The organism is Affinundibacterium fentianense (assembly GCF_018139545.1).
Lineage (GTDB): Bacteria > Pseudomonadota > Gammaproteobacteria > Burkholderiales > Burkholderiaceae_D > Undibacterium > Undibacterium fentianense.
In genome coordinates, this window is sequence record NZ_JAGSPJ010000007.1 from 241,620 (window position 1) to 262,428 (window position 20,809).

The 20,809-nt window shown below is 47.8% G+C and carries 18 protein-coding genes; 10 read left to right on the forward strand and 8 right to left on the reverse strand.

Features of this window, described 5'->3' with window-relative positions; translation table 11 throughout:
- Positions 1-3: 3 nt before the first annotated feature.
- From KDM90_RS16310 to KDM90_RS16320, 3 genes are all read right to left on the reverse strand, one after another.
- Positions 4-1,245, reverse strand: a complete 1,242-nt coding sequence (locus KDM90_RS16310; protein WP_212676693.1) for a substrate-binding domain-containing protein — start codon at positions 1,243-1,245, stop codon at positions 4-6.
- Positions 1,246-1,311: 66 nt separating this feature from the next.
- Positions 1,312-2,184 (reverse strand): alpha/beta fold hydrolase, encoded by an 873-nt coding sequence (locus KDM90_RS16315; protein WP_212676694.1) that lies wholly within the window; start codon positions 2,182-2,184, stop codon positions 1,312-1,314.
- Between the two features lie 198 nt (positions 2,185-2,382).
- Entirely contained in the window at positions 2,383-4,668 is a 2,286-nt protein-coding gene (locus KDM90_RS16320) for a TonB-dependent receptor (RefSeq protein WP_212676695.1), read from the reverse strand.
- Between the two features lie 567 nt (positions 4,669-5,235).
- Between KDM90_RS16320 and KDM90_RS16325 the strand changes: the two genes are divergently transcribed.
- Both KDM90_RS16325 and pbpC read left to right on the forward strand, forming a co-directional pair.
- Positions 5,236-6,147: a LysR family transcriptional regulator gene (locus KDM90_RS16325; protein ID WP_212676742.1), complete on the forward strand. Its 912-nt coding sequence runs from the start codon at positions 5,236-5,238 to the stop codon at positions 6,145-6,147.
- Between the two features lie 107 nt (positions 6,148-6,254).
- Positions 6,255-8,651: a penicillin-binding protein 1C gene (pbpC, locus tag KDM90_RS16330; protein WP_212676696.1), complete on the forward strand. Its 2,397-nt coding sequence runs from the start codon at positions 6,255-6,257 to the stop codon at positions 8,649-8,651.
- 65 nt (positions 8,652-8,716) lie between these two features.
- On the opposite strand, the gene KDM90_RS18385 is transcribed toward pbpC, so the two are convergent.
- Both KDM90_RS18385 and KDM90_RS16340 read right to left on the reverse strand, forming a co-directional pair.
- Positions 8,717-10,135, reverse strand: a complete 1,419-nt coding sequence (locus tag KDM90_RS18385) for a methyl-accepting chemotaxis protein (protein WP_212676697.1) — start codon at positions 10,133-10,135, stop codon at positions 8,717-8,719.
- A gap of 259 nt (positions 10,136-10,394) precedes the next feature.
- Positions 10,395-11,006 (reverse strand): hypothetical protein, encoded by a 612-nt coding sequence (locus KDM90_RS16340; protein ID WP_212676698.1) that lies wholly within the window; start codon positions 11,004-11,006, stop codon positions 10,395-10,397.
- Between KDM90_RS16340 and KDM90_RS16345 the strand changes: the two genes are divergently transcribed.
- The 3 genes from KDM90_RS16345 (at position 11,005) to KDM90_RS16355 (ending at position 12,459) form a co-directional block, all read left to right on the forward strand.
- On the forward strand, positions 11,005-11,274 hold the full coding sequence (locus KDM90_RS16345; RefSeq protein WP_212676699.1) for a hypothetical protein: 270 nt from the start codon (positions 11,005-11,007) through the stop codon (positions 11,272-11,274). The two genes, KDM90_RS16340 and KDM90_RS16345, sit on opposite strands and share 2 nt — an antisense overlap.
- A 48-nt stretch (positions 11,275-11,322) precedes the next feature.
- Entirely contained in the window at positions 11,323-11,802 is a 480-nt protein-coding gene (locus tag KDM90_RS16350; protein ID WP_212676700.1) for a DUF4440 domain-containing protein, read from the forward strand.
- Positions 11,803-11,967: 165 nt separating this feature from the next.
- Entirely contained in the window at positions 11,968-12,459 is a 492-nt protein-coding gene (locus tag KDM90_RS16355; protein WP_212676701.1) for an FKBP-type peptidyl-prolyl cis-trans isomerase, read from the forward strand.
- Positions 12,460-12,570: 111 nt separating this feature from the next.
- On the opposite strand, the gene KDM90_RS16360 is transcribed toward KDM90_RS16355, so the two are convergent.
- Positions 12,571-13,311, reverse strand: coding sequence for a helix-turn-helix domain-containing protein (locus tag KDM90_RS16360; protein ID WP_212676702.1), 741 nt, complete (start codon positions 13,309-13,311; stop codon positions 12,571-12,573).
- A gap of 215 nt (positions 13,312-13,526) precedes the next feature.
- Between KDM90_RS16360 and KDM90_RS16365 the strand changes: the two genes are divergently transcribed.
- Together KDM90_RS16365 and KDM90_RS16370 are read left to right on the forward strand one after the other, a co-directional pair.
- The gene (locus KDM90_RS16365; RefSeq protein WP_212676703.1) at positions 13,527-14,303 is read left to right on the forward strand and encodes a hypothetical protein; all 777 of its coding nucleotides are present in this window, start codon (positions 13,527-13,529) and stop codon (positions 14,301-14,303) included.
- A 177-nt stretch (positions 14,304-14,480) separates the two neighbouring features.
- Complete coding sequence (locus KDM90_RS16370) at positions 14,481-14,696, forward strand: hypothetical protein (protein ID WP_212676704.1); 216 nt, start codon at positions 14,481-14,483, stop codon at positions 14,694-14,696.
- A 29-nt stretch (positions 14,697-14,725) separates the two neighbouring features.
- On the opposite strand, the gene KDM90_RS16375 is transcribed toward KDM90_RS16370, so the two are convergent.
- Positions 14,726-15,643: a DMT family transporter gene (locus KDM90_RS16375; protein ID WP_230409856.1), complete on the reverse strand. Its 918-nt coding sequence runs from the start codon at positions 15,641-15,643 to the stop codon at positions 14,726-14,728.
- Positions 15,644-15,645: 2 nt separating this feature from the next.
- Positions 15,646-16,731, reverse strand: coding sequence for an MBL fold metallo-hydrolase (locus KDM90_RS16380; protein WP_212676706.1), 1,086 nt, complete (start codon positions 16,729-16,731; stop codon positions 15,646-15,648).
- A gap of 211 nt (positions 16,732-16,942) precedes the next feature.
- Between KDM90_RS16380 and KDM90_RS16385 the strand changes: the two genes are divergently transcribed.
- The 3 genes from KDM90_RS16385 to aceK all read left to right on the forward strand — a co-directional run bounded on the left by KDM90_RS16385 (position 16,943) and on the right by aceK (position 20,741).
- A complete protein-coding gene (locus tag KDM90_RS16385; RefSeq protein WP_212676707.1) occupies positions 16,943-17,338 on the forward strand; it encodes a MerR family transcriptional regulator in 396 nt (131 codons plus the stop codon).
- A 243-nt stretch (positions 17,339-17,581) separates the two neighbouring features.
- Complete coding sequence (locus tag KDM90_RS16390; protein WP_212676708.1) at positions 17,582-18,766, forward strand: isovaleryl-CoA dehydrogenase; 1,185 nt, start codon at positions 17,582-17,584, stop codon at positions 18,764-18,766.
- A gap of 208 nt (positions 18,767-18,974) precedes the next feature.
- The gene (gene aceK / locus KDM90_RS16395; protein WP_212676709.1) at positions 18,975-20,741 is read left to right on the forward strand and encodes a bifunctional isocitrate dehydrogenase kinase/phosphatase; all 1,767 of its coding nucleotides are present in this window, start codon (positions 18,975-18,977) and stop codon (positions 20,739-20,741) included.
- The last annotated feature ends 68 nt before the right edge of the window (positions 20,742-20,809 follow it).

Genomic DNA, 20,809 nt, shown 5'->3' on the forward strand with positions numbered 1-20,809 from the left:
TTTTTAGCGTTTGTTTTTGACGGGAACAGGGATCTCACTCGCAGGAATTTCTCTGACCAATTCTAACAAGTCCCATTCGTTCTTCTGATCTTTCTTGATCTTGAAGTGATACATCACCTGCAATGCTTGATGATCCTCTTTACGGAAGCTCATTTTTCCTTTAGGTGTCTCAAACTCCATTCCCTCCATCGCCGCAATCAATTTTTCAGTGTTGTTTGATTGCGCCTTGTTCAGTGCGGTGTAGACCGCGCTGGCAGCTGCGAATCCCCCCGCAGTGAAGAAATCAGGCGGTGCTTTAAAGCGTTTGGTATGTTCAGCTACGAGCCAGTCATTCATCTTATTCTTTGGAAAATCATAGTAGTAATAGATCGTACCTTGAGTCCCAGCATAGGATTTCCATAATTTCATTACGGGTAAAATATTGCCACCCGGTGCGAGATTAATCCCGAAGCGTTCCGGCTTTAAGTCGGCTAATTTATTCATCGGACTAGGACCCGCCCACACGATCTGCAATAGACGTGGCTCTGGCTTGTTTTTGAGTGCATCGAATATGCGTTGTGCGGGCGCAGTGAAGTCAGTTGTTGTTTGTGCTGCGTATTCTTCGTGGATAACTTTTGCTTTGGAACCGGCGGTGGCCAAGGCTTCTTTAGCTGCTTTGATCGCATCGCGGCCAAAGGCATTGTCCTGACTTAAAAATGCGATACTCCCGCCCGACTTAATTGTGCTGGCTGCGGCCAATGCATCTTGCATAGAATTGCGGCTGGTACGGAAAATGTAACGATTCCACTTTTCACCTGTAATCGCATCAGCAACGGCTGGTTCGACTATCAAAATCTTTTTGTATTCCTCTGCCACTGGTAACATCGCGAGGGCGGAGCCGGATGAACTAGTTCCGACCGCGATATCGACTTTATCGTCGCCATAGGCTTCAGCTAATAACGCGCGCCCCATATCTGGCTTGCTTTGGTCATCTTTCACGATGACTTTGATTTTCTTTCCGTTCAACTCCATTTTGCCGCCGGTTAGGTATTCTAAGCCCATCATAAAACCGGTTTCAGTCTCTTTGGCATACGCTTCAAGAGCGCCAGTTTTTCCCGCAATTAAAGCGACTTTGATGTCTTGCGCTAGCACATTGCCAGCGACCAAAATGGGACTGACTAAAGCTCCGATAGCAAAGGTGATTTTTGTTAATTTACGACGGGCCAGATTGGTTTGATGCGTATTGCGAATGAGTCGGGTATGCATATCTTTCCTTCTATTTTAATGTGCCAGCTAGGGGCACGTGATATGGTTTGCTTGGACTAGTTTTCTTTAGGCTAGTTTCTCTAAAAATGTTTGTATTGCTTGTTTTGCTGCTTGTTCGGTCAGCATAGGGGCATGACCGACTTCGGGTACTTCGACATAGTCTAAATTCGGAGCCATTTGACGCATCATCTCGGCTTGCGTTGGCTCTAATAAATCAGAGATGGCACCGCGGACGAGAAGGCATGGTCGGCGTTTGGTCAGGCGTCGAAACGCCCAGCGGATCAGCCACGAGGTGGCCTTAAGTTTTCCGGTTTTTAAGGGCATTGCAATCAAGGGATCATACTGCAATTCTAATTGGCCTTGCGGATTCATTGCGAAGGCGCGTCGCGCCCATTTATCCCATTCCGCATCGCTGTTGTTGGGAAAAGCAGATTGGTTGATCTCTTTGATATAGGTGCGCGCCTCATCCCAGTTTTGGAAGCGATTTCCACCACCAGCGTAAGAGGCAATGCGGTTTAGGCCTTTGACCGATAGTACAGGTCCAACGTCATTTAAAATCGCTGCGGCGATCAGACCTTGCTTGCGTAAGGCGAGCGTCATGGTAATCAAGCCACCCATCGAGGTACCGATGAAAATTGCTTGGGATATTTGTAAATGCTGACAGAGACTAACGATATCGTTCGCATAAACCCAAGGGTGGTAGTGATCCACCTTGACAGCATGCTCCGACTTGCCGCGACCTCGCACATCAACGGCGATCACGCGTCGACCCAGCGAAGCGAGCCAAGGAGCAAGTTCATCAAAATCGGCTGAATTGCGCGTTAATCCGTGAATGCAAACCACTGGCAATGAGGATTTGGCTTGTTGCATTGGATAGTCGCGTGCATAAAGTCGCAAGCCGTCCTTGCTAGTGAAATAAATGTCTTTGAAATCGCTCACGATGAACAAGCCCTGATTGAGTGTGAGTGTGGTCTTAATTGTACGATGACGTAATGTATTAAGTCTGATTGGAATGAACAGTACTTAAAAAAACGGCCAGTCTAGTTTGGGACTGGCCGCAAACTTCCTAAAACATGGTGTTGAACCGAGGTCGCGTTTGCATACCAGAAATGCGTCTCGGCTCTGTTTTAGAAACTCTTAGAAACGGTAGTCCAGTGTCAGCGTATAGGTTCGTGGATTTCCGTAGAATGCTGTAGTACTACCTTCACCCAAAGTAGGGAATAAGTAACCTGCAACTTTGTAACGCGCATCATTCAAGTTTTTGCCATGTAAGCCCACACGCACGCGGCCATCGGTACGAGTCCATACCAAACTTGCATCAAACAAGTTGTAGCTGTCTTGATCCAAGATCGGGGTTGGTGTTTCGAACTGATAAGTTTTGCCGCGGAAAGCGACGCTGCTGCTCAAAGTCAGTTTGCCGCCATTCCCTAGCATTGCCATATCCCAATCGTAGCTAGCACGAATACTTGCTGTCTGTTTGGGTGTGTTTTGGAAGACGCGTTGTGATGCCACGTCGATATTGCCTGCGCCAACGTATTTCGTATATTTTGCATCAATATAGCTCAGCATTCCTGACAAGCTAAAGGCATCGGTGACGCGTGCGGTCGCTTCAATTTCGATCCCGTCAATTTTCGCCTTGCCGGCATTTGTCGTTACACCAGCAAAACTATCATCTTTGCCGTCACCATTCGTATCGATTGCGACGGAACCAGGGATTTGAACATCTTGATAATCGCTATGGAACACCGCAACGTTTGTGAACACCGTATTCTTTGCGAATGCAGATTTCAAACCGAGTTCGAATGTGCTAATTTTTTCTGGTAGGAAGCCTTGTTTTGCTTTGTCGACAGTGAGTTTCGTCCCGACCAAATTCAAGCGCGGATCGAAACCACCACCTTTGAAGCCTTCAGTCCAAGATGCATAGACGTTCTGATCTGCACTGGCTTTCCAACCGAGCGAGATGCGTGGGGTGAATTTTTTGTCTTCACGACTGAGATCGGCTTTGCTGAGATTGGTGTCGGTACGGAATAAGACTGCCGCAGGATTACCCATGCCTGGTGAACCAGCTGTGCCTAAATAGATTTGGCGCAAGATACTCGCTTCACGTTTGTCGACGGTGTAGCGGCCACCAATGGACAAGCTCAGGTCTTTACTCAAATCAAAACTGGCGTCGGCAAATGCAGCCCAAGCCTTGGTATCGATATCCCCCTCGGTGAATGTCGAGGTGCCGAGCAATCGTACATCAAATTTGTCATACGCATTCGCATCGATGTAGTAGACACCTGCGACACCTTGGAATGCTTTGCCGGTGTATGTCAGTTGAAACTCTTGGCTGAATTGTTTGTTTTTGTACAGCGCAGGAACGTCAAAGTCGACTTTGTTTAAGGAGTCGAAATCGATTGGTGCGTAGGAAGTATCATGGCGTGAAGCTGTGACAGATTTGAACATCAAATCTGGCTGCACTTGGTATTCCACCAAAGCGGAAACACCAGTTTGTGTTACTTGCTGTTTGTGACCCAGTGCAGTATTCAAGTTGGCACGAGTGTCATAGACGTTATCGAGCACTGGCGCATTACTGATTTTACCAACAGTTAGACGATGACCATGTTTTGGATTCGAATCATCCTGTGAAGTATCTGCTGAAATGCGAATGAATAGATCACTGTTCGGCATAAACTCTGCACTCAAACGCGCTGCGGAGACGTCTTTGTTGTAGTTATCTTCACCGGTTGCGAGATTCGTCCCAAAACCATTCCGCTTGAATTTTGCCAGCGTACCGCCAACCCGCACCGTATCAGACAGTGCCGTGCTCGCTGTGAAAACGCCGTCCATCTGACCGTAGCTACCCACTGATGCCTTCAAACGCATATCGGTTGCAGGACCCATTTTACGGGTGACATACTTAACCGCGCCGCCTATCGTGTTGCGACCATACAATGTCCCTTGTGGTCCCCGTAAGACTTCGACGCGTTCAACATCGTAGATGTCGGCGACCGCACCTTGTGGGCGCGCCAAATAAATATCGTCAAGATAGATACCAACACCGGATTCAAAACCAGCTAAGGGATCTTGTTGACCAACGCCACGCATAAAGGACGTCAATGTTGAGTTCGTTCCGCGAGAGGCGCTTAATGTCGTGTTCGGCAAGGTGAGTGCAAGACCAGTCACGTCAGCAACCCCAGCTTTAGAAATTTGATCCGCGCTGTAGGCAGTGACCGAAACAGGCACGTCTTGTAGTGTCTCTTCACGGCGACGTGCGCTAACGACAACTTTAGCGACTGAAGTCTCATCGTTCGCTTTAGCTGTGTTGTCGGTTGATTGGGCGAAAGCATAGCTAACACTGCTACCATAGATTGCGAGGACGGCAGCCGCTGAGCGGGTCAGAAAGACGAGTTTCGCTTTAGATTGTTTTGATGAGTTCATGTGTGTCTCCAGGATGGTCGATATTGTTGTAGCTCGATCAAACCGACGCTGGCAATACAGTGCAACTGGCGGCTTATCGATGTGGTCTTGCGGTTTCTTCTATTTCAGGTGGTATGCAAATGCATCATCACGGAAATCAGTTTGTCCGAATTCAAAGCGCTTAGAAACAGGTGACTTTGCCAACCCACTGTGCAAAAATGCACAGTAGTGCCATTTAATTAATAAAAAGTCCTGTTTGATGAAAATGTAGGCATAAAACCCGATTTTCTCGACATTGATGCGCCACTATTGTGCGATGCAGCATGTATCGCGCACGTGGTAAGTGCGCAACAAAGTGAACAATGCGCTAATTCGGCGCATTTTTTACTTAACGAAAGACTATTTAATGGCAAAAACAAGAGAATTGCCAAACTTATGTGCTTTGATGCACAATCAATTTTCTGAGGTGCCCAAGCGATATTGGTAAGGTAGTCTTACTTTGTTGAATGAACGATCCTCGTGATAAGTATGGTGCAACAAAGTTGTCCGATCAACGAGTGAGAATATGAGGAATGAAAAGTGACGACGATGAATACTTTGCCAGAATGGACTGATCTACGGTATTTCCTTGAGTTAGCACGTTCGGGCACCTTATCTGGAACTTCGCGGCGTTTAGCGGTCGAACATACCACGGTTGCGCGTCGTATTGATCGCCTTGAAGAGCAACTCGGTGCGACATTGTTTGATCGTAGCCGTGAAGGCTATCAACTAACAGAAATGGGCCTAGCTTTACTTCCGCATGCCGAAGCAATGGAGAGCGCGGTGACAGCAGCGCAGGATGAATTAACTGGTGCGCAAATATCCGTGCGAGGAATTGTTCGATTAGGTGTTCCCGAAATTTTTGGTTCGCGCATTGTCGCTCCGGCCCTCGTTGAGCTGTTGCAGGCGCATCCAGACCTCAGTGTTGATTTACTTTTATTGCCGCGCTTTGCGAATTTGGCGAATCGTGAAGCGGACCTTGGTGTGATGCTAGATCCACCTAGCACAGGGCGATATATGGTGACTCGTTTGGCGAGTTTTCGGATGTACATTTATGGAGCGCCCTCATACCTTGCCAAGCATCCTCCGATCAAGGTACATGCAGATTTGATGCAGCATGACTTTGTCGATTATGTGCAGGATCGACTGGCCAGTAGCGGCTTAAATTATATGGGCGAATTGGGCTTTACTCCGCATCGACGTATGTGCTGTACAAGTCTCGCCGCACAGTGCGAGGCAGCAGCATTGGGCTTGGGCCTCATTTTGGCACCCCCCTACGCGGTTCCAAACGATGGGCGTTTGGTGCGCGTATTGGAAAATCATTTCTATGCGGAGCGCTCGTTCTGTTTAGTTGCGCCGACCGATTTGTATCGCTTGCAAAGGGTTCGAGTCGTGTGGAATCTGTTACGAGATTTGGCAGAAAAAAATCCCGCTCTGTTTATTATTCCTGAGTCGAGATAAGCACGCCTCTTAGCAAAGGAGAATCGGACCACATTTTGCCCTGACGAGAATGATTTATTCATTTTACAATGCAGGCTCTAACTTGAAGTCCTTCGTTAAAGCTAGCCATGTCCGCTTTCCATCATACGTCGCGTATTCTGAAGCACTGCCGCAATTGGGTCAGTACCCACCGCTGGCGCGCATTTTGCGCCGCTGCACTCAGTCTACTTTTGTTGCTAGACCAAGTTTTTCCACCGCCGATTCCTGACGATGAACCCGGTCTGGTGGTGGTGGCACGCGATGGGACTCCCTTACGCGCTTGGCCCGACGCCGATGGTGTCTGGCGTTTTCCCGTGACCCCAGACAAAGTGTCGAAAAATTATATTGATGCCTTATTGACCTATGAAGACCGATGGTTTTACTGGCATCCCGGCGTGAATCCCTTGGCCTTGAGTCGCGCTGCGTGGCAGTGGCTGACAAACGGCGAGATCGTATCGGGTGGCTCAACACTCAGTATGCAAGTAGCACGGGCGATCGAGCCTGTCCCGCGCAGTGTATCTGGTAAATTGCGACAAATTGCTAGGGCATTGCAATTGGAACTCCGTTTATCCAAAAATGAAATCCTCACGCTCTATTTGAATCACGCCCCGATGGGGGGGATTGTTGAAGGCGTGGAAATGGCCAGCCGAAGCTATCTCGGCAAGAGTGCTATTCAGTTGTCTGCTGCGGAGGCTGCGCTATTGGTTGTCCTGCCCCAAGCCCCGTCCCGTTTGCGACCCGATCGCCATCCTCTCAAAGCGCAACAATATCGCGATAAAGTTTTACACCGAATGGCGCAGCTAAAACATTGGACCCAAGCGGAAGTCGAGGATGCGCTCATCGAGAAAGTGGGGGCAAACCCACCCCGCCTAGCATGGCTTGCTCCGCTTGCGGCAGAACGTCTGCGTCAAGTGGCGCAGCGCCAATCGAAAATCAATCGTAAAAAAACGCGGGGATCGGTGGACTTGCGAGCAACGATAGTGCAATCCACTTTAGATCGCGAGATACAAACAATATTGGAACGGATGTTAGCGGATAAGGTTGACCAGCTGCCACGCTTTGTGTCGATGGCAGCCTTGGTAATCGATAGCAAAAATTTAGAGATTTTGGGCTATGCGGGTTCGGCTGACTTTCATGATGAACGTCGATTTAGTCACGTTGATATGGTGCGAGGTATCCGTTCGCCCGGATCTACTTTGAAGCCGTTTCTGTATGCGATGGCTTTGGATGATGGTTTGATTCATTCCGAAAGTCTGTTAGCTGACACCCCACAATCGTTCAGTGGCTATGATCCAGGCAACTTTCAAGCAAGTTTCTCCGGACCTGTGAGTGTCTCGGAAGCGTTGCAACGGTCTTTGAATGTGCCCGCAGTGGACGTGCTCGATCGGATTGGGTCAAGTCGCTTTACTGCGAGATTATCGAGTGCGGGCTTGCGCTTACGCCTGCCCAAAGAAGCGACACCCAATTTGAGTGTGATATTGGGGGGCGCGGGAACAAGCCTAGAAGAATTGGTCGGCGCTTATCGTTCTTTAGCGATGCAAGGAATGGCGGGAACGCCCCGTATCACACCGAATGCACCGATGCACGAGGCGCGCATGATGAGTGCGGGTGCCGCCTTTATCATACGCAGTATTTTGGAAGGCGGCGGGCATCCGGATCAACCATTTGTTGAGAATGATGGTAGCGGTGTTCGACTCGCATGGAAGACCGGCACGAGTTATGGATTTCGTGATGCCTGGGCAGTAGGTGTCAGTGGCCGATATACCTTGGGGGTATGGGTTGGCCGCCCAGATGGAACTCCAAACCCTGGATTTTTTGGCGCGAATGTTGCTGCGCCATTATTGCAGCAAATTGCATACGCTCTGCCGCGCAGCACACCAATCAGTCAAAAGGTGCCAGACGAAGTGAGTACAGCGCAAATTTGTTGGCCTCTCGGTGTTGCCGCTGAACAAACCTCTGCGAAACATTGTCATGTGAAACGGAGTGCATGGATACTTAATCATACTATCCCACCGACCTTACCCGACCGATTGCGAGCGCGTAGTCTAGTGGAAACTGTATGGTTGGATACCGTGACCAAAACGCGGACAACGCTCGATTGCAATCCGAACGCGCAGCAAATCGAAGTGGCGAGATGGCCGTCTTTACTCGAGGCATGGTTGCCGCCTGAACGTAAATTGGAGTGGGGATTGGTGAATTGGGGAGCGCATTGTACCGGCCTGAATGTCGTCGGGAGTATTAAATTAATGGGTTTAAACAGCGGTAGCCGATTGCGCGCCGCACCCGGACGCAGTGATATTCCTGTGACATTGGATGCGGTCGGCGGAAGTGGCCAACATTATTGGCTATTAGATGGTCAACAACGATCGTCAGGATTGAAAAAACGCGAAACTTTTGTACTTAACACGGCGGGGGAGCATAGCATCACGGTGATCGATGCGGCAGGTCATGTCGCGAGTGTTCAATTCAGCGTGGACAAACGTTAGCAGGTGCGGGAGTTAGGCAAGTGTTCACCGCCTCAATCCCGCCATTGCTCGTGCATTTCGATCAATCATCGTGTAACAAATTGTGCAACGATGTTCCGCAGATACGCCGCCTGCTCGATGAGACTCTCTGATGCCGCGGTTGCCTGTTCGACTAGCGCCGCATTCTGCTGGGTCATACTGTCGATAGTGCTGACTGCACTGTTAATTTGTTGGATGCCGTCGTTTTGCGCCTCACTAGCTGCAGCGATTTCCGCCATAATGTCGGCAACGTGACGAACGCTACTTACGATTTCCTCCATTGTTTGCCCAGCTTTGTCGACCAACTGACTACCTTGATCGACTTTTTGCGATGAATTACCAATTAATTCTTTAATCTCCTTGGCGGCGCTGGCACTGCGTTGTGCGAGACTACGCACTTCTGACGCTACGACTGCAAAACCCCGGCCTTGTTCACCCGCGCGCGCGGCTTCAACTGCCGCATTCAAGGCCAAAATATTGGTCTGGAACGCGATACCGTCGATGACGCCGATGATGTCCACAATTTGCTTCGAGCTTTCTTTGATGGACCCCATCGTTTGCACAACCTCCGTCACCACATTACCACCCTTACGGGCTATCTCAGAGGCAGCGACGACCAGTCGATTTGCTTCGATTGCGTTGGCTGCATTTTGCTGCACTGTTTGCGTTAGTTTCTCCATCGTTGACGAGGTGTTGTCGAGGGAATTGGCCTGTGCCTCCGTCCGATGTGATAGATCTGTGTTGCCGTCTGCCATTTCACGTGAAGCGAGCATGATTGCTTCGACGCCATGCTTTACTTGACTGACAGAATCATGCAAGGTATCGATGACATAGACCAAAGCTTTGCCAGAATCGCTGACAGGATTTTTTGCATGATCGCGTAAATTGATTGCCGCATTTTGACCGCCTAATTCTGAGGTGTAGCTCATTAATTCGATTTCTTGAAGGCGATCGCGATGAATTTGAACGGCGATGTAAGAGAGTACCGCTGCTTCGACAACCACGTACGCAGCATGGACTAATAGAATCGTAAAACTTGGTTTTGTGAAACATATCACCCCGACACCCAGCTCTTGCATGTAGCCAAAGCTGGCATGATGAATGGCAACGGTGACTGCAGCGACGAGGATGACTCGCCAATCTGCGTAAATGAGCAGGAACGCTAAGAACGCAAAAATTCCGAAATGTAATTCTGTCATTCCCATTGCTTGTTGTATGTGCAGCGCGCAATACGACATCAACGCAATGCCATTCATGAGGCGGGTCAAAGATTGACCTGGGAAAAAATGAATCAAATAGCTTGGTATGAGCAGTAGAGGCAAACCGATCAGAAATGCTAATTTCCATGTGCCATACCAAGGTGATAATGCAAAACTAAAGATTTGCATACCGACGAGGATAAAGAAAATTAGTTTATCTGATCGTGCATAATGCAACTCTAAATGGGAAAGTGTTTGGTTCGACATGGGACCTCCTGAAAACCTTGGAAGATGTTTGCGCTCAGCAAAGAGATTAATGTGACTAGATCGCGATTGCGTGGCGAAAAAGAACGATCTTGCGATTTATTTTGTAGGATCAATGGCAGCCGCAGTGCTCTAAATACTTCGAAGTGTGGATAGATCAGTGCTTGATCACTAACTCTGACGCTCGATGATACCTGATTCTAAGTAATTTAACTGAATTTAGCCAAATGCGATATGGGATCCAATCATTGCGAAGGCATTGCTACGCAGCGACTAAAGCCTTTTTAGGGTGTAACTTTTGATAGAGAACATCAAAGTAGTGGCTCTGCTGCTTTAGCGAAAATCCCGATGAATAGGGATTCATAAAACCATGCCGTGTACCTCTGGCGATTTCTGCTTGATGTTGTCTAGCCCTTAGAGCCTCGACTATCTCGATGGGTTGATAGGCGGGTTCTGTTTCAGCGAAAATAAAATGACATGGGAAGCTGCTTTCGAGATCCAAATAGTCCCGGACTCTCGATGCATAGAACAAGCTTGATGATTCCAGCGATGGGTGGAGGCGATTGACCTGACTAGCACAGCCTAACCACCATGCACTGGCACCAGCACTAAACGCGATCACATGGCGTACAGCAGGACTGCACATAGACAATCGGAGAATCTTATCTGCATAGGCGCGAATGCCACCACTTGCCAGATAAAACTGATAGGCCTCCTGTTCATTTCGAAAAGTTGGTGTCTCATCAAATGGCGTAATAATCTGACAGACTGGCTTGGATGTTGTATCGATTGCTGGCGCGAGAAAACGTTGCAAACTGGCGATGGCTGGTGTGAACCCGAAAATATCGGTGACAATGAAGACGGTGGCGCTCATGCAAACAAACTCGGCAAGCGCCGAGCTTAGAAAAAAAGAGCGCGAAGCTTATCGTTTTGTCAGACTGAATGCAAGCAAATGGATAATTGAAACGCAGATATCTCTTTTGAATTTAGTCACTTCCCGTGCCTGTTGTCGCTTGTTTGGGGTCGAATTCCCATTCCGTACCAGAATTTCTGCATTTCGTCGCAAGCTGGTGGAACCTGTTGGATTCTTTCGATTAAATGATCAACTCGGCATCGCTGAGTTAGTTCGGCAAATCCCATAAAGCTGTCAGCAAGTATTAGATCAGACGAAGATCTCGGAAAGGGCAAAAATGCGTTTGAATCAACAGGTCAAGATAAATTTGAAAACGAGCGTAACACGATGGATAGCGGCTAGTATTTGCTTCCCACTTTTGATGGCCCCCGTATCGGCCGCAACGAACTTCAGTAGCAGCGATGCATTGGGACTCGTTCAGAAACATGTACAAGCACAAGCCAATTTTGATCAGAAAAGCTTGGAAGCCGTCACGCATAGTCAATATGTCGAAGTCTCTCCTGCAGGCGAAGTCGACGAGCGTGCCAAAATGTTAGGTTTTTATGCTCCAGAGAATCGTAAGCAAATTCCCACGGTCGAAATTTTAGAGCCTGTATTTCGTGAATTGCCAGAGGCTAAGTTGGTGATCGCGAAGCTGCGTTACAAAATGCAAGTAGGGGAGCAAAGTAGGCAGTTTTCGATTCGAGCGAGTTATCTGCTCTGCAAAGAAAAACAAGACTGGAAGATTTGTTCTGCACAATACACGGGCATACGTTGATCTCATTGCGCGCAGTTTGAAGTGGGGTGGTGTACCTAGCCTTTTCCTATCAAAACAAACGTATTCGATTCGAGTGGCATTGACCGGCTGCTTTATAATGGAGGGTTGATAAGGCCAACGCCTATCATTCTGATCGAATAATTTGTTTTTAATCTAGGAAACCTTATGTTAAACAAGATCCGGAAAGAACCATTTAGGCTGTCGTTTAGCTTTTGCAGGATTTGTTTGGTTTGTTGTTGCGCGGCTGGATTGTTCGCCTGTAGCGGTGAGTCGACCCCGAGTGCAGTGACAGCCAATGGCAGCGCTAGCACCAACAGCGGTTTGCAAATCAAGGACGTCTTGCCGGGTCAAGGCACAGCGGCTGTCGTCGGTAATCGCGTCAGTGTGCATTACACCGGGTGGTTGTATGACCCAACGGCAGCTGATCAACATGGTAAACAGTTTGATAGTTCAATTCAACGCGGCATCCCCTTTAGCTTTCAATTGGGCGATGGGCAAGTCATCAAGGGTTGGGATCAGGGCGTGGTTGGGATGAAAGTCGGTGGACGTCGTACCTTAATTATTCCCCATGAATTGGCGTATGGCGTGAATGGTCGCGGGCCTATCCCTCCGGCAGCAAGCTTGATTTTTGATATTGAATTGATCGTAATTCAGTGATGTAGCGTTTTGATTAAAGTCACCAAAACCACTAAAATCGATAAAGCCAAGGCTCTGATGCCTTGGCCAAAGCAGCTGTTGAGTAGGTCCTTGCAGATTCGAATTTCTGGTTCATTTGCGCCATTTAGAAAAACTGATTGGCTCCCAAGGACGCATTGCCATCAGCATACCAATACCATAGCGCTTGCGTAGAGGCGCACTGAGACTTTCAGCGTGTAGCTCGGCAAATTTCCGCTTTAATAGACGTAATTCGGTTTGCAATTTGTTGGCCGCCGTTTCCGTCAACATGCCATGGGTGAATGTGAAATTTTCTAATTCCTGATGGAAGTGCGCATTGAGAAAATCTTCCATACCTTCTTTGCGAAAATAGCTGCGAATCGGGCCGTTTGGCAACCAATCGAAATCGCGACTGATATTCAGCCGAATTCGGTTTCCAGGCAGAAGTGTGATTAATCGCAGATGATCCAATTTAAGCAAATGCGTTAAGCAAGCTGTTTCACTGAGTTGGTAATAGCTCAGAATGTCCGCCATGCTCCAATGATTGACCGCGCAAACGGCGACCAACAAAAGTTCGTCATTGGAGACCAATTCTTTTTCTTGCGCAGCGCTTAATGTGCTTAATTTTGCGTTACTTAAACTGGCTTCTTGCGTTAACTCCGCCAAACTAAACCCGAGAAAGTGACTGATCTGGACGATCCTATCGAGAGTAATTGGGGCTTCGCTGCTGGCGCTGAACATGCGTTTAATACTCGCTTCTGACAATTGCAATGCATCCGCGACGTCGCGATAGGTTTTCGCTTGCTGCTTGAGTTGGTATTTGATTGTGCTCAATAGTTGGCTTATCTCGGTCATACGTCAGGTCCAGAAAATAACAATGCAGGCACTGTAGCATTAGGTTTACTTATCAAGCTAGTGTTTAAGTATTGTCGTGTTCGACTTCTTTGCCGCAATGTTGCTACCTAGGCGCAAAAGGTATTCACCGAACAGGTTTGCGTGCATGCTCTGCGCTCTCCATGGAGCTAGTGGCTCCGATAAGATTCAATCGACAACTCACTTTAGATTACAACATGCGATTCAACTCCCAACACATTCCACGCTGCCTCCTGATTTTGATCGTCCTTGCCTTTTGGTGGCATGGTCCGATTTTTCAACATGAGTCCTATCATGCCTTTGCGGATGCCCGTGTGTTGTGGGGATTGCCAAATGCAATCGATGTCTTGAGTAATCTTGGTTTTGCTTTGGTGGCGGGCGTGGTGATCGCCAATCACCGCACCATCACGCGTCAATTAATCGCCCACTGGCATCCAGCTGATGCGGCGTATTTATTCTTTGCTGTTAGCATTCTTGTTACCACAATCGGCTCAGGCTTCTACCATCTCGCTCCCAATGACGGGCGTTTGTTTTGGGACCGATTGCCAATCGCATTGGCGTGCGCCAGTTTGATTGCTGCGGTTCGCTTGGACCAATTCCATCCACCGTCCACTGCACGAATGGTAGTTGAACTAAGTGTTGGGTGTGTGTTAGCGCTGTTGTCGGTGATTTGGTGGAAATACACCGGTGATCTGAGACTCTATTTGGGTTTGCAAGTGGTTGCTATTTTTGTTATTCCAGGTTGGCAAACTTTGGCGATTTCTCCTACTTCTTGCCAAATGCAAAGGCGACGCGCCTATGCGTTCGCGATTGTTCTTTATGTGCTGGCAAAAATTGCTGAGGTCTTGGATACCCAAATTTTCCATAGTCTTGTTTGGATCAGCGGACACAGCATTAAGCATCTTTTAGCCAGTTTAGCGGCAGCCCTGATTGTGAGATCTTGGTATGTATCGGTGTTGAACAGAATCGCCTAGTCAGTAGGATCGTGGAGCGCATTCACTGGCGATGGATTGTCGTTTCAAGAAAAGTACAGAAAATCGATACGCAGAGTAGCAATTTTTCGTACTTTTTAAATAGTAGTCCAGATCAATAGCCTATAGCCTTTTCCCCGTGCTCCAATGCGGCTTCTGCCGTTTGATCCCGATTGAACCATGACGCATTATCGTATTCATCCCGTTGTACCGGATTCGACCCAAGCCAAGATTTCTGTTGATGCCTTGGATATTGAGAAACAAGGCTTACAAAAAAATTTACCCTACCTATATGACCGACTTTTACCGCATTCAGTCTATCAATTAGGTTTGTTTTCTGGATTGATGGTCGTTACTGCCTTGATTGGTGTCATCGTTTGGTGCCTTGCTATTTAGAGAAATGCTGATTTGTGATACGGGCAAAACTACTTTAATCCGGCGTCCGTTTTGATTTGCCGATTGGTTAGACTCACACCCAAAATGACCAAGGCACCGCCGATTAGCATGGAAGTTAGGATGGTTTCCTTCAGAATGAGGCTACTGAGCAAGACACCAAAAACAGGCACGAGATTATTGAATACTGCGGTGCGTGCCGGACCTAAAATCTTGACGCCCTCGTAGTACCAAACAAAGCCCAGTACTGTGCCAAAAATGCCCAAAAAAGCGATCGCACTGATTACTTGCCAGCTAAGACGTCTCAATTCAAGTTCTGGCCATTGCGGAATGGCTCCCAAAGTCAGTAGGAGCAGGCCCCACAATGATGCATAAGTGGTCGCTGCGATGGGACTTAATCCCTTTAAGGCTTGCTTTCCTAAAATGGTGTACGCAGTCCAAGCACACACTGCACCAAGCATAAATAATTCGCCACTTCCTATCGTTTGCGCGATGGCGTGCATTGCATGGATTAGCTCGCCACGAGTTAAGACTACAGTTGCACCAATAAACGCAATCGCAATCCCTAGCCACTTCATCAATCCTAAGCGCTCTCGAAAAAAAATCGCCATGGAGAGGGCGGTGACGATGGGGCTAAGTGAAACAAAGAGCGCGCTTCGGCCCGCAGGCATGCGCTCCAGAGCCGCTAAGAAACAAATATTGTAAAGAAAAATGCCAGTGAAACCTAAACCCAAGGTAGCGAGTTTTTGTTGATTCGTCAGTCGCGGCAAACCACCTTCAACGCGCCACGCGAGGATCAGTAAAAATAGACAAGCGACGAGGAAGCGTCCCGCTGCTGCAATCATGTGAGGAATTTCTTGTGACACGATTCGACCTGCGATGAAAGTGCCGCCCCAAAACAAAGCAACGCAAATTAACTTGAGATAGACCGATAGTGGGACTTTCTGCATCGTTAACATGCTCCAACCAACTTGTCTGTTGTCACAAAACGATACACCTCATCGCTATCAAACTGGCGAGCCAATTTGCCTTCCAGCCATAAGAAATGGCAATGCGCCAAAGCTTCGCCCAATGCAAAAGTCAATTGATGCGCATCGAGCGCGCGCTTAAACATGATGGGCACGATGTCGTGTGCTGATAGAGGTGTCACGCAAGCATCTAATACTTCTTGCAAACGTTCGGCGTGATGATCGCGTAATTGCTGGATACGTGCATGGATACCCGTAAATGGTTTGCCATGCGAAGGCAATACCAACACATCATCCGGCAAATCCGCGTATTTTTTTAAAGAGTCGAGATATTGTTTCACCGGATTCGCTTCTGGTTCTGCTGCAAATACCGAGACATTGGTAGAAATACGCGGCAACACCATATCGCCAGAAATGAGGCAATTCAAATCTGCGCAATACAGCGAAACATGCTCAGGTGAATGACCAAAGCCCGTAATGATGCGCCACGCATGTTCGCCTATCATCAAGTCTTGTCCATCTTGCAGACGGTGATACGAAGTGGGCACGGTCGGCACTAAGCGCGTGTAATAGGTTTTGCGTTCCTGAATTTTTTCCTGCATCTCGGCAGTGACCAAACCGTGTTTGCGGAAATGTGGAAACATCGCAGAACCATCCACGCCAGGCAGACCCGCCGACATCATGCGCGCGAATGCGTATTCGCCTGTGCTCATATAGAGCGGGGCATTCCATAAAGTGCACAACCAATCCGCACTGCCAACATGATCGGGATGGCAGTGGGTGGCGATCACGCGCACAACCGGCAAGCCTTTGAGATGGGACGCGAACAAAATTTCCCAAGCATCACGCGTCGCGTCGCTATTGATACCGCAATCGACTATCGTCCAACCACGAATTTTGCCTTGGTCGGTTGGATAGTCATCTTCAATCAACCACACATTGATGTGATTCAGGGCGAACGGCAATCCCATTCTTATCCACAAAATTCCCGGGGCAATTTCTATCGCTTGTCCCGCTTCGGGTATCTGGTTAGCGAGGGGGTAGTGCAATTCTTGTTCTAAGAGATTCATAGCTTTGTGTATGTGACGCAACAGGTGTTCGCTGCAGGGTTGAAGGCCAATACGTTAAATTGACGTTTACGTTAACTGCGTTTCAGGTAAGATTCTAAATTCAAATCACAATTGATGTTGGGCTTATCTCGCTAATTGCGAGCATTCGCCGAGATTTTTTGGGTGTTTTTAAGATAACTTTATTGTTTGTTTTAACAAAAAATATTTAGCAATGGCAACTTATACAATTACCGAATTAGCAAAAGAGTTTGATATTACACCTCGTGCAATTCGTTTTTACGAAGATCAGGGCTTGATCAGTCCTAGCCGCGAAGGCCCCAGCGGACGCAATCGTGTGTACTCAGCACGTGAGCGCACACATCTCAAATTGACCTTGCGGGGCAAGCGTTTGGGATTAAGCCTTTCGGAAATCAAGCATCTGGTGACGATGTATGACTCGCCCAAAGATACGGAAGTTCAGCTAAAGAGTTTCTTAGAGGTTTTGGCCAAGCATCGTGCTTCTTTGGAGCAACAACGTGAAGACATCGAAGTGATGCTCGGGGAAATCACCGCGCACGAAGAAGAAAGCCAGCGTTTATTGGAAATTGTTAATAAAGCAAAAAACTAATTCCTGAATATTCGTGAATATCCGTAAGAACAAGGGCCAAATAGTTCGAATTGACGTTTACGTTAACGTCAATTGCAAGTATCATTTTTGACTGACGCAAAATGAACTTTTAATTTGTTTTGCCAAATTTTTCGACATTCAGGCGGGCATATAATCTCAAGCTTCGCTTCTACTGACTGCTAGTAGAGTGAGCGAGCCGCAGCAGCTTGAAGTCATATCATTACTACCTAGATTGGGGACACTATGTTGCACTTACCAGGTTTAACGTTTGATCACGGCGAAGACATCGCCGCTTTGCGCGAAGCAGTTCAACAATTTGCAGCGGCCGAAATTGCACCGCTCGCAGCCGAAATGGACAAAACAGACCAATTTCCTATGCACCTGTGGAAAGCAATGGGCGAAATGGGTTTGCTGGGTATGACGGTTTCCGAAGAATACGGTGGCGCGAATATGGGTTACCTCGCGCATATTATCGCCATGGAAGAGATCTCCCGCGCTTCTGCTTCCGTCGGTTTGTCTTACGGCGCGCATTCCAATCTCTGCGTGAATCAAATTAATCGCAACGGCAATGCAGAACAAAAAGCAAAATATTTGCCGAAGCTCATCTCTGGCGAACACGTTGGCGCCTTGGCAATGTCAGAGCCTAACGCAGGTTCTGACGTTGTTAGCATGAAATTGCGTGCTGATTTGAAAGGCGACCGTTATGTTTTGAACGGCAACAAAATGTGGATCACTAATGGTCCAGATGCAGACACTTTAGTGGTCTATGCAAAAACGGATTTGGAAGCCGGCCCACGTGGCATGACAGCATTCATCATCGAAAAAGGCTACAAAGGTTTCAGCATCGCACAAAAACTCGACAAGCTCGGTATGCGCGGCTCACATACTGGTGAATTAGTATTCCAAGATTGCGAAGTGCCAGTAGAAAACGTACTCGGCGGCGTTGGCAAAGGCGTCAATGTCTTAATGTCTGGTTTAGATTTCGAACGCGCCGTCTTGTCTGGCGGTCCATTGGGCATTATGCAAGCATGTATGGACGTTGTTGTTCCGTATATCCACGAACGCAAACAGTTTGGTCAAGCGATTGGTGAATTTCAACTGATGCAAGGCAAGATTGCTGATATGTATTCCACCATGATGGCATGTAAGGCTTATGTTTACGCAGTCGGTGAAGCTTGCGTGCGCGCTAAGACGCCAGAAGCCACACGCGCTTTGCGTAAAGATGCTGCTGGCGCGATCTTGTACTCCGCTGAAAAAGCTACGTGGATGGCAGGCGAAGCGATCCAAACTTTGGGTGGTAATGGCTACATTAACGAATACTCAGTTGGCCGCTTGTGGCGTGATGCGAAGTTGTATGAGATTGGTGCGGGTACAAGCGAGATTCGTCGTATGTTAATTGGACGTGAATTGTTCGCCGAAACTATTTGATATCGATATATCCGATTCTCCGGTGCATTCCGTTGTTGCCGATCCTCGCAATATTGACATATTGCTGCGGGCGGCGCCTAGGACTGCATCCGGATAATCGAATATCTCGACATCAAAATGCCGAAAATTAGTTGTACGCAATTCTGAAAATCGTTGAACTCGGGTTCTTGCGAGTTTGTGTTGAGAGGTTTTGAAACGGTTGACGCTGATGCCACAAATCGCCTTTCCTAAATTGTTGTCTTCGCAAATTGCATTCGACATTGCAAGGACTATACTCGACGGTTTTGACAAGCATTACCGTTTGTTCCGCGCGACGACGCAATTGGCGAAGCAGCGTTTTGAACGTGGTGATTGGAAAGCCGCGCAAGAAGATGCGCGTGAACGGATTGCTTACTACGACAAGCGCGCCAAGGAATGTGTACAGATTCTGGAAGACGAATACGATAGCGATGATTTGACGGACGAAGTGTGGCGCGAAGTGAAGCTACATTACATGGGCTTGCTGATCGATCACTTGCGACCTGAGTTAGCTGAGACTTTCTTCAATACTGTTTGTACCAAACTCTTACATCGCACCTATTTTCACAACGACTTCATTTTTGTTCGTCCAGCAACAGCAACGGATTACATCGAACGCGACGATACGCCAGCGACCTATCGTGTGTATTATCCCGCAGCGGATGGATTGAGCTTTAGTTTGAAACGTATCGTCACGAACTTCCAACTGCAAACACCGTTCGCGCATCTTGATGCCGATTTGGCGAAAGTCGAAGCGCGCTTGCTTGAGCAGTTTGGTGATATGCGTTTCGAACCGAATCATCAATTTCAAGTATTGGCGAGTTTATTCTTCCGCAACAAGGCAGCTTACATCATCGGTAAGAGTATCAACGGCAACCAAGAAATGCCATTCGTGATTCCCATCATTCACAACAAAAATCGTGAATTGATTTTGGACACCGTGCTGTTCGATAACATGCACATCACGATTCTATTTTCGTTCACACGTGCCTACTTCATGGTCGATATGGATGTACCTTCGGCCTACGTGCAGTTCATTCGCAGCATACTACCGCGTAAACCACGCAGTGAAATTTACACCATGTTGGGTCTGCAAAAGCATGGTAAGAATTTGTTCTATCGTGACTTCCTACATCACCTCAAGTATTCCTCAGACATGATAGAAGCCGCGCCAGGTATTCGCGGCTTGGTAATGTTGGTATTTGCCTTGCCATCTTTTCCCTACGTTTTCAAACTCATTAAAGATAGCTTCCCACCGCCGAAAGAAACGACTAAAGCCTTGATTAAAGAAAAGTATCAACTGGTTAAAAACCATGATCGCGTCGGGCGTTTGGCAGATACTTTAGAGTATTCCGATGTGGCATTTCCGCGCGCACGTTTTTCCGAAGACTTATTGGCAGAAATTCGTCGCTATGCGCCTTCGATTTTAGAAGTGAGCGATGATGAAGTGATTATCAAACATTTGTACATCGAACGCCGCATGACACCTCTCAATATTTGGCTGACTGAGGCTGAACAAAAAGGCGATGACGCAGCGATGGAACATGCGATTGTTGAGTACGGCAACGCGATCAAAGAATTAGTCGGCGCGAATATTTTTCCCGGTGATATGTTGTACAAGAATTTCGGTGTGACCCGACATAAACGCGTTGTGTTCTACGACTACGACGAGATCGAAACCATCGTCGACTGTAACTTTAGGAACATTCCACAGCCACGCAATGAAGAAGATGAAATGTCTGCAGAGCCTTGGTATCCGATTGCGAAGAACGATGTGTTCCCAGAACAGTTTGGTACTTTCTTGCTCGGCAATGCCAAGGTCAAACAGTATTTTATGAAACACCATGCGGACTTGCTGACAGCACAGTATTGGCAAGAACGTAAAGATCGAATTGTGAAGGGTAAGGTGGACGATGTGTTCCCGTACCCACAAGAAATCAGATTTATGAATATGTGAATGATGTAAACCTCACAGCGTCTCGGCGTTGAGGGGTTCTAAAAAACAATGAACTTTAATTGGAGAAA